The 14,733-nt window shown below is 42.3% G+C and carries 19 protein-coding genes; all 19 read left to right on the top strand.

Annotated elements, in window-relative coordinates:
* Nucleotides 1-932 precede the first annotated feature (932 nt).
* The 19 genes from AB6D93_RS22770 (at nt 933) to AB6D93_RS22680 (ending at nt 14,555) form a co-directional block, all read left to right on the top strand.
* Nucleotides 933-1,562 carry a site-specific integrase gene (locus AB6D93_RS22770; protein WP_017086664.1) on the top strand — a complete coding sequence of 210 codons (630 nt, stop codon included), beginning with the start codon at nt 933-935 and terminating at the stop codon, nt 1,560-1,562.
* 203 nt (nt 1,563-1,765) lie between these two features.
* Nucleotides 1,766-2,509: a hypothetical protein gene (locus tag AB6D93_RS22765; RefSeq protein ID WP_102258076.1), complete on the top strand. Its 744-nt coding sequence runs from the start codon at nt 1,766-1,768 to the stop codon at nt 2,507-2,509.
* A gap of 50 nt (nt 2,510-2,559) precedes the next feature.
* Entirely contained in the window at nt 2,560-2,745 is a 186-nt protein-coding gene (locus AB6D93_RS22760; protein ID WP_017086662.1) for a hypothetical protein, read from the top strand.
* Between the two features lie 9 nt (nt 2,746-2,754).
* Entirely contained in the window at nt 2,755-2,991 is a 237-nt protein-coding gene (locus tag AB6D93_RS22755) for a hypothetical protein (protein ID WP_154723714.1), read from the top strand.
* A gap of 14 nt (nt 2,992-3,005) precedes the next feature.
* Entirely contained in the window at nt 3,006-3,215 is a 210-nt protein-coding gene (locus AB6D93_RS22750) for a hypothetical protein (RefSeq protein ID WP_017107329.1), read from the top strand.
* A gap of 472 nt (nt 3,216-3,687) precedes the next feature.
* Nucleotides 3,688-4,377 (top strand): ParA family protein, encoded by a 690-nt coding sequence (locus tag AB6D93_RS22745; protein WP_154723713.1) that lies wholly within the window; start codon nt 3,688-3,690, stop codon nt 4,375-4,377.
* A complete protein-coding gene (locus tag AB6D93_RS22740; protein WP_154723712.1) occupies nt 4,374-5,564 on the top strand; it encodes a ParB/RepB/Spo0J family partition protein in 1,191 nt (396 codons plus the stop codon). Before AB6D93_RS22745 ends, AB6D93_RS22740 begins: the two co-directional genes overlap by 4 nt.
* 55 nt (nt 5,565-5,619) lie before the next feature.
* On the top strand, nt 5,620-6,207 hold the full coding sequence (locus AB6D93_RS22735; RefSeq protein WP_154723711.1) for a hypothetical protein: 588 nt from the start codon (nt 5,620-5,622) through the stop codon (nt 6,205-6,207).
* A gap of 609 nt (nt 6,208-6,816) precedes the next feature.
* Nucleotides 6,817-7,293 (top strand): hypothetical protein, encoded by a 477-nt coding sequence (locus AB6D93_RS22730; protein ID WP_154723710.1) that lies wholly within the window; start codon nt 6,817-6,819, stop codon nt 7,291-7,293.
* Between the two features lie 15 nt (nt 7,294-7,308).
* Complete coding sequence (locus AB6D93_RS22725) at nt 7,309-7,761, top strand: hypothetical protein (RefSeq protein WP_154723709.1); 453 nt, start codon at nt 7,309-7,311, stop codon at nt 7,759-7,761.
* A 9-nt stretch (nt 7,762-7,770) separates the two neighbouring features.
* Nucleotides 7,771-8,058, top strand: coding sequence for a hypothetical protein (locus AB6D93_RS22720; protein WP_235612460.1), 288 nt, complete (start codon nt 7,771-7,773; stop codon nt 8,056-8,058).
* A complete protein-coding gene (locus AB6D93_RS22715) occupies nt 8,045-8,341 on the top strand; it encodes a hypothetical protein (protein ID WP_136987297.1) in 297 nt (98 codons plus the stop codon). Before AB6D93_RS22720 ends, AB6D93_RS22715 begins: the two co-directional genes overlap by 14 nt.
* A 37-nt stretch (nt 8,342-8,378) precedes the next feature.
* Nucleotides 8,379-9,731, top strand: coding sequence for a DNA sulfur modification protein DndB (locus AB6D93_RS22710; RefSeq protein WP_154723707.1), 1,353 nt, complete (start codon nt 8,379-8,381; stop codon nt 9,729-9,731).
* A 67-nt stretch (nt 9,732-9,798) separates the two neighbouring features.
* Complete coding sequence (locus AB6D93_RS22705) at nt 9,799-10,023, top strand: hypothetical protein (RefSeq protein ID WP_136987253.1); 225 nt, start codon at nt 9,799-9,801, stop codon at nt 10,021-10,023.
* 199 nt (nt 10,024-10,222) lie between these two features.
* Nucleotides 10,223-10,708: a DNA repair protein RadC gene (gene radC / locus AB6D93_RS22700; RefSeq protein WP_154723706.1), complete on the top strand. Its 486-nt coding sequence runs from the start codon at nt 10,223-10,225 to the stop codon at nt 10,706-10,708.
* A gap of 162 nt (nt 10,709-10,870) precedes the next feature.
* Complete coding sequence (locus AB6D93_RS22695; RefSeq protein WP_154723705.1) at nt 10,871-11,167, top strand: hypothetical protein; 297 nt, start codon at nt 10,871-10,873, stop codon at nt 11,165-11,167.
* A gap of 219 nt (nt 11,168-11,386) precedes the next feature.
* Nucleotides 11,387-13,210: a ParB/RepB/Spo0J family partition protein gene (locus AB6D93_RS22690; protein WP_154723704.1), complete on the top strand. Its 1,824-nt coding sequence runs from the start codon at nt 11,387-11,389 to the stop codon at nt 13,208-13,210.
* Between the two features lie 383 nt (nt 13,211-13,593).
* Nucleotides 13,594-13,869: a hypothetical protein gene (locus AB6D93_RS22685; RefSeq protein ID WP_235612458.1), complete on the top strand. Its 276-nt coding sequence runs from the start codon at nt 13,594-13,596 to the stop codon at nt 13,867-13,869.
* A 398-nt stretch (nt 13,870-14,267) separates the two neighbouring features.
* Entirely contained in the window at nt 14,268-14,555 is a 288-nt protein-coding gene (locus AB6D93_RS22680) for a hypothetical protein (protein ID WP_154723703.1), read from the top strand.
* The last annotated feature ends 178 nt before the right edge of the window (nt 14,556-14,733 follow it).

The raw sequence follows: 14,733 nt of genomic DNA, 5'->3' as shown, positions 1-14,733 counted from the left end.
GATTGATCGATCCAACTAAAAGACTAGAAGTACCTCCCATCAAAAGCATTCAATATCATCAAACCAAAAAAGAACAAAGAAAGCTTTTGACGGGCCCCACAGCCAGCACAGAGTCAGTAATCATAATAAGTTCAACAAAATAGCTGGCTGCGCTGTAACTTTCTTTTGTCATACGACAGGAAGCCCTCTCGCATATACTCATGATTTAGTGGAACGGCCACAAAGAGCTCGAGTATTATTCAACCAGCAACGCATTACAGATTCTAGCAGGGCTAAGCCTTATTTTTCCTTAAGCATCAGTGATTGTCTCAAAGTCTTAAACTCCCTTTATAACCCCTAATTTTATGCATCCTATTTTTCGCAGCGTGTTATGTACAATATGTTAAATAGGCTACTTTAGTGCAACTTTTGCAAGCTTCACTTGCAAAATCGAGAAAAGAGATAAAAACCTACCCTCTTTTTTCACTTTCCCCCCTAAAAGCATTCTGAAAGTTAATTACATAATTCCACCAAATGTTAATGATTTGTAATTCATTTTTGTTTCGCCTGGTTTTTTGATCTTAATCCTCAAAATGATCAGTTTTCTCTATATTAGTGATACTGACGCCGCTTCGCTCTGTCGGCTTCATACTGACTCTACATGCAAGCATATAGCAGCCAGCATGAACCATACGTAAACAAGGACTCATTAAACTATTCATGAAGGCGTTTGTTGTGTTGAGCATTGGTAAACTTTTGGCAAAACTTACCAACGGTTAAGCGAAAGTTTACCACCACTCTATCTAGTGGCTTTTACGCGCACCGGTTACACCACATCTTGTGCTTTATCCGTTTTCCCCCAAAGCCAGCAATTCCAATCCTTAGATCACTGATTTCTAAACTTGTCACTGTTAGCGTGTGTGTTTATTCATGCAAAACAGGAAAATGCACACATGGCACTACCAACGCTCATCGAGGACAAAGACAAAACTTGGATCTTTAAAGTCATTACACAGACACCAGAGCCAGAGCTTAATGCGTGTCTAATGGGATTTTTCTTGGGTAGTGGAATGACAACACTAGAGGTATGTCGCATCCAAGTTCGAGACATTGTTAAGAAGAACGGACACCTAACAAAATGCTTTGCCATTAAAGGCGATGTGAATCGAGATTTTTATCTGTCCAACATTAAGCTACAGAATCTTATCAAGAACTACATTGAGCAACGGCTAAAAGATGGTGATCACCCCGATCAATACAATGCTTTTGATGCTGATGAACCATTCTTTAAGCGTAGGAATGGCGACCATTTTAAAATCAAGCATAGAACCACAGAGAAAGGTAATACGACTTACCACTGTAATGCTTTAAATAATCACATCAAACGATTGTTGGCTGATTCTGGTATTGATCAGCCTAGTATTCTAAGCGGTAGACGCACGTTTGCTGTAAGGCTTAAACGTCATGGAGTAGACGTTCCGACTATCCATTTGATGCTTGGAAATAAGAGCCTTGAAACCACGTTAAGACTTATAGAGACAGATACTGTGAGTATGCTAGCAATTGCAGATATGGCTTTTTAAAATATGCTAGACATATATGACGGGTGTATGTAGTGTGCTTTTATTAGCTACAAACAAGTGAGCCACCCTCGAAAGGGTGGCTCTTAAACTCGCTACCTGTTGTCAATACTGTTTCCAGCGGAAGAGGACAGGGCTATCACAACAAGAGGATTAACCTCAGTTGTTTCTAATAATACACAACCTTGATACAGAGGGCAAATAATTTGGATTTGGAAGAGATCAAGCAAGGACTTTCTACAGAAAAACTAGAGACCTATCGTCAGGTGCTCGACTGTAAATCTGATAGTGAGTTGATAGCCGTTTATATGGCGATGCAAAGTATAATGTCTCAGTTTTTCTCAGTAGTTCAGCTACTTGAAGTGACATTGAGAAATTCAATCCATAAATCAGCAACAGAATGCTTTGAAGATGATGAATGGTATAAGCGAATTCCTCTAAGTCAAGAGTCTCGAAAACAAGTCGATTTTGCAGAACAGCAGTGTTTAAAGGATGTAGGCGCTCGATATACCAGTAACGATCTTGTTTCTCGATTACCGTTTGGATTTTGGGTTCACATGTTACACCGAGACTACAACAACCCTCGCAACAGAGATCATAACCTATGGCAAACACAGTTGGATAAGTGTTTCCCGAACGCTAGAGAGAAGAGAGTTAAACTCAATACATTATTTCAGAAAATGGGAGCATTAAATAAGTTCAGGAATCGTTTATTCCATCATGAGCCAGCATGGAAAGGTAGATCCACTCGAAACCGAGTTGATGCTATTGAGTTTCTTCTAAAAATGTTCAATGAGCACACGGACGCTATTTACTTACTATCCACTTCTAAACGAGAGCTTATTACAGTGTTAGGGTTTGAAGAAAAATTCAATCAAGAGTGTAATATCAAAAACTTAGAACGTTTTGAGTCGTTGTTAGCTCCTGAGAGTCGAAATACTGGCGATTAGTGAGCTAGACATATTTGACAGGTAATTAAATTGGAATATACTAGACATATATGACAGGTAGAAATATTACAGAGTTTCAGCTTATAGCAAACGCTAAAGGTTGGAAGTTTGAAGAAATCGCAAAACGTTGGGGTAAGTCCGAACGCCAGTTATCACGGATAGCAAAGGCGGGTGAACAGCGTGACTTAGACGCTGTGAATGGCCTACCAAACAAAGACAACGAACAAAAGGGATAAAAAGACATCATGTTTTTTGAGTTCTTTGATTGGAAAATTAAAGCAGGAATAATTATTACCGTTGCTCTTATGTTGGGTAGCGTAATCAGCTTCATTGTTGCGTGGACAGCACCAGTACCAACCGATGCATTATCAGCCGTAACCAAATATCTAAATTATCGTTGGTTTGCTTTCTTTGTTGTAAGTACTTTCTCTATAGGTGCGGCAACCATGAAGTATCACGATAAAACATTGAAACGTTTTTAATAGGAGAATTGGCGATGAGCTATCCAATGTTAGACAGTGATTTAGAAGCTCTCAAACAAACACCTGAACTTCAAGGTAGAGCATTTGGTATTTCTAGAATCCAACGTTTCATGGGGTTCGGCTACAACCGCGCAGCACACCTAGTCGATGCCGCAGTTGAACTTGGTGTGCTTACTAGAGATCAAGACTCTGATTGGTTAGTTAGGCTAACAGAGCAAAACTAGAGGGAAAAGAGTGATTCGTATGAAAGCATTCAAAAAAGCAGTACACGCCGTTAGGGAAACTGGTGAGGTTATGGTTGGTTAATTAGTTTTTATTACTATGTATTTGGGAAACCAAACGGTACATCTAAAAACACCAATCACATAGCAGTACAGAATGAACAAAACAGAACTCTAGGGTTAGGTGAAGCTAGCTATCAGCAGCAAGTAATCAAAAATACTACTTCTGCACAGTTCAGAAATCATAATGGCAGCTAAGGGGAATTTAGGTTTTGTTTAGGAGGGTTTGGGGAACGGTGAACTCGCCCCAACGACTGTAAAGTGGGATGATTGCAAAAGTTGCAGCGCTGCAACTTTTACGGACACAATGCATTTAATTGTTGTCTTTTGCGGTCATTTTGCATATTATCCTTGTGTGGCAAGGTTTCCTTGCTGACATTAAGCCCATTAGGGCATTACCCATGAGGATGACAAAATGACTGGTAAGATTGTAAGTGTTGCCAACTCTAAAGGTGGCGTAGGAAAATCGACTAAAGCCGCTAATCTCGCTATTGATGCTGCTAATAAAGGCTTGAATGTCTTGTTAGTGGATAGTGAGAAGTCGGGAACAATGCTCGATTATGGAAATAGAGACATCGAAAACCTAACTGTGATTAATGGTTATGAAAAAGCATTTCCTAAAATGTTAGATGTGTATCGTAATTCTTACGATTTGATTATGGTTGATACCGCAGGTGTGAACGCTGACCTACAAGGGGATGATGATAATTTTCAAGAAACGTTAAATCATAAGATTCTGACCAAAACAGATCTATTAATCATTCCTGTCGAACCGAGTCCCGTGGCAATTCGAAAAACATATCGCTTTATTCAAACTGCTGAAAATTATCTAGAAGCAGCTAGGGGCAATATGCAAGCGATTATTGTCGTCAACAAATATAGCGCTCAAACAAAATTGTCTCGTGAACTTGTTCGAGACCTCCCTACCCTAACTGATATCCCTGTTTCTAAAAATCGTATTAGAAAAGCTGAATGTGTCATGCAAGCTGAAATCGATCTGTTATCGGTTAATGAATACGCACCAAACGAAAAGGTCGCTTTAGATATTCGTTTGTTTGAGAAAGAGGTGTTTGAACTATTGGGATTTGAAGAGGTTAAATTATGAATGGTTTTGTTCTTAAAGCGGCTGATACAGCTCAAAAAACATTAAATCAACAAGCGGATTTAAGTGCCCTACCCCCAAAGCAACAAGTACGAAAAATTGAGGTAGAGGATGAGATACTGTTAGTGCCTTGGGAGTTTATTCACCCAGATCCAAATCAACCAAGGAAGGAACGAGATCCTGTAGAGTTCTTGAAAGTAAGTAATTCCATTAAGCAGACTAAGGGTAACACTCAACCAGTCATAATTAGGAAGCACCCTTCTATTCGAGGTGAATACATGTTGGTTGCTGGCGAAGGACGTTGGACTGCATGTAAAGAGCATAACTTGAATGTTCGTTCTATCTTGAAACAAGACTTTGATGATGAACTTTCAAATCCTGAGCAAGCTTGGAATAAGCTTTTCGTACAAGTATCAGAAAATGTTGGCAGAAATGATCTATTACTTGTTCGTGAAGCTGAGTCGTTAGAACGACTAGTGAGTACTTATACTGCTAAGTTGCCCGCTAAAGATGTTGGGAAAATGCTTGGGTATGATAAAACGAAAACATCACGCTTAATGAAACTCGCATTAGCTCCTGAATCCATTAAGCAACTCTCTTTAGATGGTGTTTCGCAAAACATAAACATGCTTATTTTGTTGATGGATTTGTATTCACTTGTCGATGAATCTGCTTTCTCAAAATACTTATTGAAAGTTCGAGAAAAAGAGCTGTTTGAACGTGGACTAAGAGAAATTGTCCGAAACTTGAAGCCTTCAAAAAAGTTGAAAGCAACACAGCCCCAACTGAACAATGGTGAAGTTGATCCATCGCCTCTTATTACTAAAGCGTTAACCAATACAAAGTGCGAAGATAAGTTAGCCACAATAATACACTCTCATTTAAAGCGTGCTAAAGATGAAGGGTTCAGTATTAACGAAAAGGCAATTTCCGAGCATCTGGAGTCTATGACCCCTACCTCTCTCAAAACACTCTCTGATTTTGACACCATTGTTGATCAATGTGTGGTGTTGTATGAGCCATCAAACGATAAGAGTCAACCCTCCCCTCCAAGTAAAGAACGTCAGTTTTTAGAAATGGAGTCATTTGAACAGGTTGATGGTGACTTGTTGATTCGTATTAAAGGGCAAAAACAACCATTAAAAATCAACAAGAATGATGTTCAAGCCTTGAAAGCAATCGTTATTTAATGTGTGACAAGAAATACCGCCTTAATTAGGGCGGTAATAAAGAGAGATAGTAAGTATGCGAACCATTTTTGAACAAGCAGTGAACTGGAAGCAGCCGACTGTAAAAGAAGTTGAGTTAGTCATGATAAAAGCCGCCAGTAAACTAGGTTGTGACGTGATAAATCTTCACAAAAATTTTGGTGTTGATGCGCGAACATTTAGACGTTGGAAGGAAAATGCTATTGATAACCCTGACCAAATAAGCTCTATTAAGTATTCAGCATTCGGATTGCTTGTTGCTATTGCTACTTGCAATATTGTTGATAAGGATGGCCATCGCATAGCAATAGGGGGAGATATTATCTTTACTTCCGGTAAGAAGTCTTTAGAGCCTGTGAGCAATGAACTTTGGCGATTAATACTAAATAACTATGTCTATAATGCTCAAAGCTTTGTTAAACCTAATGAGAAAATCGTAAAGTTCTTTTATGGCAAAGATTCCGTCACTGGCCTCTTTCGTCAAGATGTCGCTGATTTACTTGGCTACAGTAAAGATCATTTTGGTAGGCTTATTATGAGAATGAACTTTGGTACATGGGCGAGTCTATTGTTATGTATGGGAGTACCCATTAACCAACTTTTTGACTTTAATCGACCTAAATAATATCCAATGTTGAGTTCGTGTTGGTTTGTCCGTCATAAAAAGTTGCAGCGCTGCAACTTTCTAAATTTTCTTGTGTAATGTTAATGCTTTTTATACTTACTCTATTTTCTTACGGAGAGTTTTTGCATTAAAAATGTGAAATTGATTTGTGTCACAAAGGCTCTTGAGTACATGCTCTTAAACCTTTGGGCGTTCTCCCTACGGTCGGTTCATTCCGTCACTACGCTCCTCCCGCGATAACTTATGCCACTCATATCGAGCCAGCTCGATGTGGCATTAAGTTCCTGCGAACAATCACCCAACGCACTTCACTCACTGCGTTCGCTACGCCTCGTCATTCTTCCTCGTTGCCGTTCGTCGTACCTCCTCTCAAAAGCTTTCACTGCCGTCAATTAAGTTCGAGTAAGGGCTTGTTGTCTTATGTGCCGATTTCCCTTTCGACTCGCATCATTTGATGGCGCTCGCAGCGCTGTTAACCCTCCTCAAATCAGAACCTTATCTGCAAAGGTAAATGAACGCTACGCGCCCCTGCAGAGAAGAACCATGTTTGAGGGATGGACAGCCAAGCGGCTCCATAAAAGTGATACTCAAACAGAAAGGAAACTCCAGATGGCACAACGACACTCAACCCCAACTCTCTCTAAATTGACGACCAGCGACCAGCGTTTCGCCGCTGGAGACGAAAGCTCACCAAAAAATGATATCTCTTTGTCCGAGGCTCAAATCGGCTTCATTCAACTGATTGATCGTAAATCTAAGCAGGTTATCGCACAGCGTGAAGGCTCAAATAATGAAGCGTCATTTAAATACCTAAAAACGAACGTGTGGAACATGAGCAAGGACGTGGCTATGCAATTTGTGATGCAAACCGATCATGTTCATCCGAATAAGTTTTTCAGTGCGGTACTTAAACATTCGCTGGTTAAGGTCTACCACAATCAGCTTACTAACAATGAGCCTGTAGGTGTGAGTCCATCTTGGGAAGGAACGGCAGATTCAGTGGATGAAAACGAGACCATTATCAATAGCGAACAATGGGATGCTTTTGATTCAGAAGGTCATTGGATCGGTACTTCGGAATTTTAAGTGGAGGGATTTCACATGACACAGTTATTTGGTAACACCGCAAATATGCCGCTCCGTCAGCAGCTTAAAGTGATGCGTCAGTCTGAAGAGGTGGCGAGTTCGGCCACTACCTCTTCACAACGTTTAGAGCTAGCTCAACGTCTACATCATTTAAAAATGTTCAGTCGCGGTCAAAGTTCTGAGCAAGTAAATGATGTGGCTGACTTAAAAGGGTTGAGAGTTCGTGAAGCGATAAAGACTCAGTTTCCTGATATCGGTCAGCGTGCATTTCAACGTCATGATGTTTATGAGTTGTTGTTAGAGCTAGGTAACGTCGTGGAACTTGGCCAATGGCGTTTACACGAGAGCGCAAAAGAGATGGTCATGTATGCCTCTTACGGCTCTGTGTACCCAGGCTTGCGTTTTCAAAAGAGTGGTGAGGTTTTTCATTGCAAAGGCTTCAATTTCGATATCCGTTTAGCTTCGTAAGGAAGAGTGATGAAAAATAATAATATTCCAGTGACTTACGACACAAACGGTCGAATGCAATATCACCCAGACTATCACCCCAATCATGGTTTGCCATGGAAGACCAGCGAACAAAAGTACCTGATAGACCGTTACGTGGTGGATGGGCCTGAGCAAGTGAGTTTTGCGTTAGGCAGAACCATTCATACCATCATGGCGAAAGCTTGGGAGTTACGAAAACTTGGTGTTATGCCAAAGCCAACCAAAGTGCCGCACCATCGCCGTGTTCAAAAGGAGAGTCAGCATGAAAACGCCTAACTATTTTGCAGCGCTCTCAGAGTTAACTCGTCGTGACTTTAGGAAACAAGCGGTTATCACACCTAAGTCCCGTTTTGACTTTTACGACGAGGGCAAAAAATGCAATGTCCATAACTGGTCAAGTGAGTATCAAGTACATGTCTATCACTGCTTGAGCGATTCCGTTGTGGACGGCAAGCCGTTGTACTTCGTTGAAACCTATTCCATATGGGGAGATTGGCTTTGCAGTGAATCTTATCGAACCATCAAAGAAATGAAAAAAGCCTGGCATGGCCAGCTTTAAGAAACATCATCATTTAATTGTTTTAGAGGTCATTATTATGTCTGAATATTGTTTCGAAATCCCTGCGATACGTGGTATCCAAGCTGGACGTGAGTTCTTCACCATCAACGCCCCCTTTGGTGTGTTGCAACGGTTGGTAGCGTTTGATTCCGGTAATGTATTGGCGCGCTCTCAGCGTGACGTTAATCTAACTCGCGCGAAAAAGGTCTCACAATACATTCAAGATAATCTCGATACTTATGTGTTGACGTCATTGACTGGTGTGATCAATGAACGTCCTGAGTTTATCGAGTCAGAGCATGCCAATGTTGGTTTATTAAAGGTAAGCATGGACAGCGAAATATTGCTCTTTGATGGTCAGCATCGAACCACAGGCATCATCGATGCGATTAAACAGAATGTAGAGTTGCGTGGTCACAATATCCCCTTGATGTTGTTTTTAGATATGTCATTGCCTGAGCGTCAGCAGGCTTTCTCTGACATTAACGGCCACACTGTGAAGCCGAGCACAAGTATTAGTGACACATACAATCAACGTGACGATTTACCAAAGCTTGTAGTTCACATGGCAAACAACTTAACCGTCTTCGTTGGTTTGGTCGACTTTGAGCGTAACGTGATTGGTAAAAATAGTGATTACTTGTTCCCTGTCAAAATTCTGAAAGACGCAACCGCTCGGTTGCTTGGTGTCAAAGTTAATAGCAAGCTAACTGATGAGCAATGCGAAATAGCACGAGAGTTTTGGCAAGCGTGTGCCAAACCGCTACTGTGGCAAACTTTTCGTTGTTGGGATGACTCCGCCAATGAGTTTCGCACTAGTTATATCTCTTCGCATGGTGTGTTCTTGAATGCGCTAGGGTTTGTTGGTCAATGTTTGTTGGCTCAATATGGCAACGTGGATAAGCTGGCTGAGTTATCTACGTTGAATATCCGTCGTAACAGTGATGAGTTTGTTGGTCGCTGCATCGATGCAGTCACCGGTAACATGCTGACTAATATCACCGCCATCAAGCTGACCGCGATTAAAATGCTGTGTCACGTTGACTGTCCTGTCGGGCCTGAGTTGCAAGCGCTGGAGCGTCAATATTTCCCTGAGACTGAGTTTCCATCGGCTCTAGAGCGTGGTACCTCAACATTAGATGAAGTGTTTGATGAAGTCGAGCATCGAAGCGTACACCTTTATGCGGATATGGTTCGAACGAAGTGGGCGGATTTAACCGAAGCACAAATCGACAATGTATGTGACCAAGTTGAAGTGGTTGTTATGGGCTTTGGTGACACGCTAGAAAGCGCAAAAGGGAACGTGCAGTGCATGATCAATAAGATGCGCAAATCTTCCACTGTGTTAGGCACTATCCGAGCCAACTATAAAAAAGTCATTGCAGAGTAAACCCGTTGTGCGAGCTGGCTATCAAGTCAGTTCGCACCGATTCAGCCAAGAGATAGGAGTCCACAAAATGAACGTTCGTTCACTTTTCCTGAAAATCCAAGACCTCTCAGAGCAGGCCAGCATCGAGAGTGGCACGTCTTACGAAGAATACATTCGCCTTTTTACGTTCTACTTTGAGCGCAGTTTCAAGAGAAAGTCAGTGGAGGCATTGAAGATAGCTGGCGAGTTTGGGTATGACGTGTCGATGCGTCAGCGTGTGACGGCACAAGGTTCGAATCGTCGCCGCCGATAACCAGGCTGTTTGGGCTTTCCGTGCTCTTTCGTCTATCACGCCTTCTTTTAAACCGTCTCTCACCACGCTTTGTTTGCAAGGGAAGTACACGCGATATCCCTAAAGCAACAAGTTGCTAGGGCTATCGCCCCTTGTCAAAGCGCAGCGATGGAGAGAGGCCGGACAGTCAGGCGATAACGAAATGAACAAGGAGTAAGCCATGACTGCATCAATTACCTACACCAACAACGCACTTTTTACTGCCGAGGAACAAGCAACCTTGGCACATGCCGCAGACATCCTAAAATCCAAACTTATCATCAGTGAGCAACCTGCGCTGACTTCTCCAACTTTGGTGAAAACCTTTTGCCAACACTCACTTGCAACCAAAGAGCATGAAGTGTTCGGTGTTATCTTCCTGGATAACCAACATCGAGTACGCTCTACCGCTGAGCTGTTTGCTGGTACGATTGATGCGGCTTCAGTTTACCCTCGCGAGGTGGTTAAGAAAGCATTAGCTGAAAACGCCGCTGCCGTTATCCTATTTCATAATCATCCGTCTGGTATGGCTGAACCAAGCCAAGCAGACCGTCGAATTACGCGCCGACTGGCCGATGCACTATCACTTGTTGACATCAAGGTTCTTGACCACTTTGTTGTCTCATTCGAAAACGTGGTTTCCTTCGCTGAGCGCGGCTGGATTTAAGAGAGAGGCGGCTTAGCCGCCTCTCTTTTTATCGCGCGTTTAAGGTCGTAGGCTTATGCTCAAAAGGGATGTTGATAGTATCGCCCCGATACGCTTTGTGTGTCGGGAATGATCGTTAAGGGGGTTCTGACCGTGATGGAAAGTATGCATCTTTGAACTTGGATGTTTTTTTACTTTTTTGATTGCTATGCCTTAGAAAGTTGCAGCGCTGCAACTTTTGGGGTTTTTGAAGTCCGCTTTATTTTATGGAAAGGCTTGTTGCTTGAGTCTGTTTACGGCGTTCTCCCTGCGGTCGGCTCATTCCGTCGCTACGCTCCTCTCACGATAACTTGCTGCACTGATATCGAGCAAGCTCGATGTGCCGCTAAGTTCCTGCGAACAATCACCCAACGCACTCCACTCACTGCGTTCGCTACGCCTCGTCATTCTTCCTCGTTGCCTTTCGCTGCTTTCTGTTAAGAGTGAGTAATGGTTTTGAGCGAGTGCTCCATCAATGTTTGCCTTTTTCTTGTATGCACTGCGGCTTATCGACGCTGCTTTCTAAAAATCTCAACTCACTCCCTCATTTGCAAGGTAGGGCCGAGCCGCTTCGCGCCCTTGCAAAGTGCGGTTTTGAGCCGAGCTGGAGAAAGCAGGCGACAAGCGAAGTGATACTAAACAACAAAACGGAGAACACCTATGAACACTCTTACTCAATACCAAACTCACTCTATACAGGAAGCAACGACCAGCGTATCGCCGCTGGAGGCTCAGGCAACTGCACAAAATGATATCTCTAATAATCAAATGCTACCGGTTTTATCTTTGGTGATGTCTGAGTTAAACGTGCGTAAAAGTAAAGCATCAAAAAGTGATGATGAATCATTACAAGCGTCAATTTTGGCTCATGGCTTAATTCAGAACTTGGTGGCTCTACCTATGGATGAATTGGGTTTGTATCCGATTATCAGCGGTGGGCGAAGATTGACGGCTTTAAATGCACTGATTGAATCGGGGCAGATTGCGAGTGATTACACGGTAGCCGTTAAAGTGTTAAACGAAGAAGAAGCAAAGGTGTATGCCACTGAAATTTCGTTGACTGAAAACTTTACTCGCGCTGCTATGCACCCTGTCGATGAATTTGAGGCGTTTTCTAACATGGTTGAAAATGGGGCAACGGTTGAGGCGGTCGCGCAACGTTTTGGGAAAACTCAGTTGTATGTACATCAGCGCATGAAATTGGCTGCGGTTGAGTCCGTTATCCTCGATGCGTACCGTGAGGGCAGTGTCTCTCTTGAGCGTGTCATGTTGTTCACCATTGCCAGTCCAGAGCGTCAAATTGAAGTATGGGAACAAGTAAAAGACAAGTCTTGGCACAATGATAATCAAGTGCGCAATATGCTTAAAGAGACAGCATTAGAGGCTTCAAGTCACTTAGTTAAATTTGTTGGCCAAGAAGCCTATGAGCAAGCCGATGGGATCATCACTACCGATCTGTTCTCTGACGAGGTGTACTTTGAAGACCGTTCGTTAATGGAGTCACTGGCTACTGAAAAAATGCAACTTGAAGCGGATAAGCTGATTGAAAAAGGGTGGAAGTGGATAGACATTCAGCTAACTCGTAGTTACGATGAAACGAAAGGTTACTTGGAGTTACAAGGTAACAAAGGTCAATACAAGAAAGCGGAAAAAGCCTTAGCAGGGTGCATTCTGACCCTTAACTATAACGGTGAGATTGTTGTGATTAAAGGTTTGGTGGCAAAATCTGAGCGTAAAGCACTGAAAGTCTTGCAAGCTGAGAAATCGAACAAAGCCACGGATAGCAAAAATGAAGATGGTAGCGCAAGTACGGTTACACCAGTAACAGAATACTCAAACGCACTGACAGAAGACTTAAAAGCGCACCGCCTTGTCATGGCGAAACATGCCCTCATGCAACAAAGTAGCCTAGCGGTTGATATTTTGCACTATACCCTATGCGTAAAAGCTCTTGCAGGGTTTCACTCAAGCCATGCTATTGATATTTCATTAAATCAAACCAACGTTGAGCCAAAGCAGGGCGAATTTGCTGAGAATCAAGCCCTTGCCCGTATCGAAGCGCACAAAGAAAACTTGGATACCTCATGGCTAGAGGTCAAATCTATCCCTGAACGCTTTGAGGCATTCGTTAAGCTCGATGCAGACGAAAAGCAAAAGCTAGTCGCTTTTGCCACCGCTTTGATGCTTACCCCATCAATGGTTGGTGATAAGCAATCCTATAACGAATTTCTTTTTCAGCGATTGGACTTTGATGCGGCTGACTACTGGCGACCAAGTACGGACAGTTTCCTCAAGCGTATTGATAAAGATTCACTGGTCGATATTGCCCGTCCTGTTATGTCAGATACATGGCTAAAAAGCTCTGATTCGCTCAAGAAGGGTGATTTAGTCAAACAGATGGATGTTTGGCTAGATGGGGCAGATAAATCGCTGACAGAAGCGCAGAAAGCCCATTTTGCTAAGTGGATGCCTGTTGGGTTTTAATGCCATATTGTCATCATGCAGCATAGCTGCATGATGACTTCCCCGTGTCGTGAATGGTATGTCTTGAGAAATATATCAATAACTTATCAAAGCTCAATAAATCGTCGTTTTCCTTCCATTAGGGGTAGAGAGGGAAAACGGCAAATATCCTACGTTAAGGAAGTGCAAAGCTTTTAGCCACGGCACAAACGAACGTTTGTGCAATGAAATATGATGAACCTATATATATTGCTTTCAGCATTGCAAAAACATATTGCGAAACCAAAATGAATGGCAATAGGTAAATGCAATCAGGGAATTTTTGCTTAGCGTAGGATAATTTACTAATTCCCTACCTACCCCCCATTACAATATCCTTAATTGTAATGGATTAGGATATATGTGTGCTAAAAGTGGATGAATGGGTGTGTGAAAAAGGCGACGAAGAAGATTATATCGTCGAACGTTTTGAAATTAGGGTTAAAGGTAAAAAACCGCTCGTATTGAATGAACCCACTTTCTCTCAAATCGTGTTTGTGACGCAACAATATGTGAATTTGTCTTTGCCTTTAACAAAACAGATCGTCAGTAAGAGTGTTTTAGGCTCTGTTGAACCATTAGTTCTTAAAGACCATTGTGCATTAGTTAATTACCTGGAAGCCTCAATCGCTTCTCAATGAATTTAAACCTTTGGGCGTTCTCCCTTCGGTCGGCTCATTCCGTCGTTTCACTCCTCCCGCGATAACTTATGCCACCCATATCGAGCCAGCTCGATGTGGCATTAAGTTCCTGCGAACAATCACCCAACGCGTGGCGTGATACGCTTGTCTGACACCCTGATCTTTGGTGAAACGCTTTTGTTACTTCAACTTCATCAACAAACCCTTACGGTCAATGCCCTCGCTCTGTTTTCTTCTTGTTCACACTCTTCAAGCTAGGTCAAAAATAAGAGCTCTACAACTCACCACTCGCACACTCGCTAGGCAAGTGGTAGAACCCTGATTTTCAACCTTGAGCTTACGTGTAAACATGATGAAAAAAACACCGCTTTAAGGTATTATCCAATAAGGGAACGATAATGAAGAATCATATGAATCAAGATAACAATAACGACATCACTCAAAAAGACTTGCTCAAACTGTTGTTTGACCAAGCTCAACATAACGCCACGCGTGAAGAACTCATGGCGCTAGAGAATCGTACTAGTCAACGCTTTGATAAAATCGATGAGCGCTTTGAAAAGGTCGATGAGCGCTTTGAGAAGTTAGAAGCTAAATTCGACAAGAAGTTTGACCGTATGAACTGGTTGCTTGTCACTACCCTTGTCGGTGTTATTGCTAGCCTTGCTATCCAAGTTCTTAAATAAACTATTATCCCTGCCTTTTTAAAGGTGGGGATTTTTTGTTAAATCCTCATTTTGAACTTTTGAACTTTTGAACTTTTGAACTTTTGAACTTTTGAACTTTTGGGCGTTCTCCCTTCGGTCGGTTCATTCCGTCGTTTCACTCCTCCCGCGATAACTTATGCCACTCATATCGAGCCAG

The organism is Vibrio sp. 10N.247.310.23, from assembly GCF_041467155.1.
Taxonomy (GTDB): Bacteria; Pseudomonadota; Gammaproteobacteria; order Enterobacterales; family Vibrionaceae; genus Vibrio; species Vibrio crassostreae_C.
The sequence above is the reverse complement of the archived record's forward strand: the minus strand, read 5'-3'. Positions and strand labels throughout refer to the sequence as shown.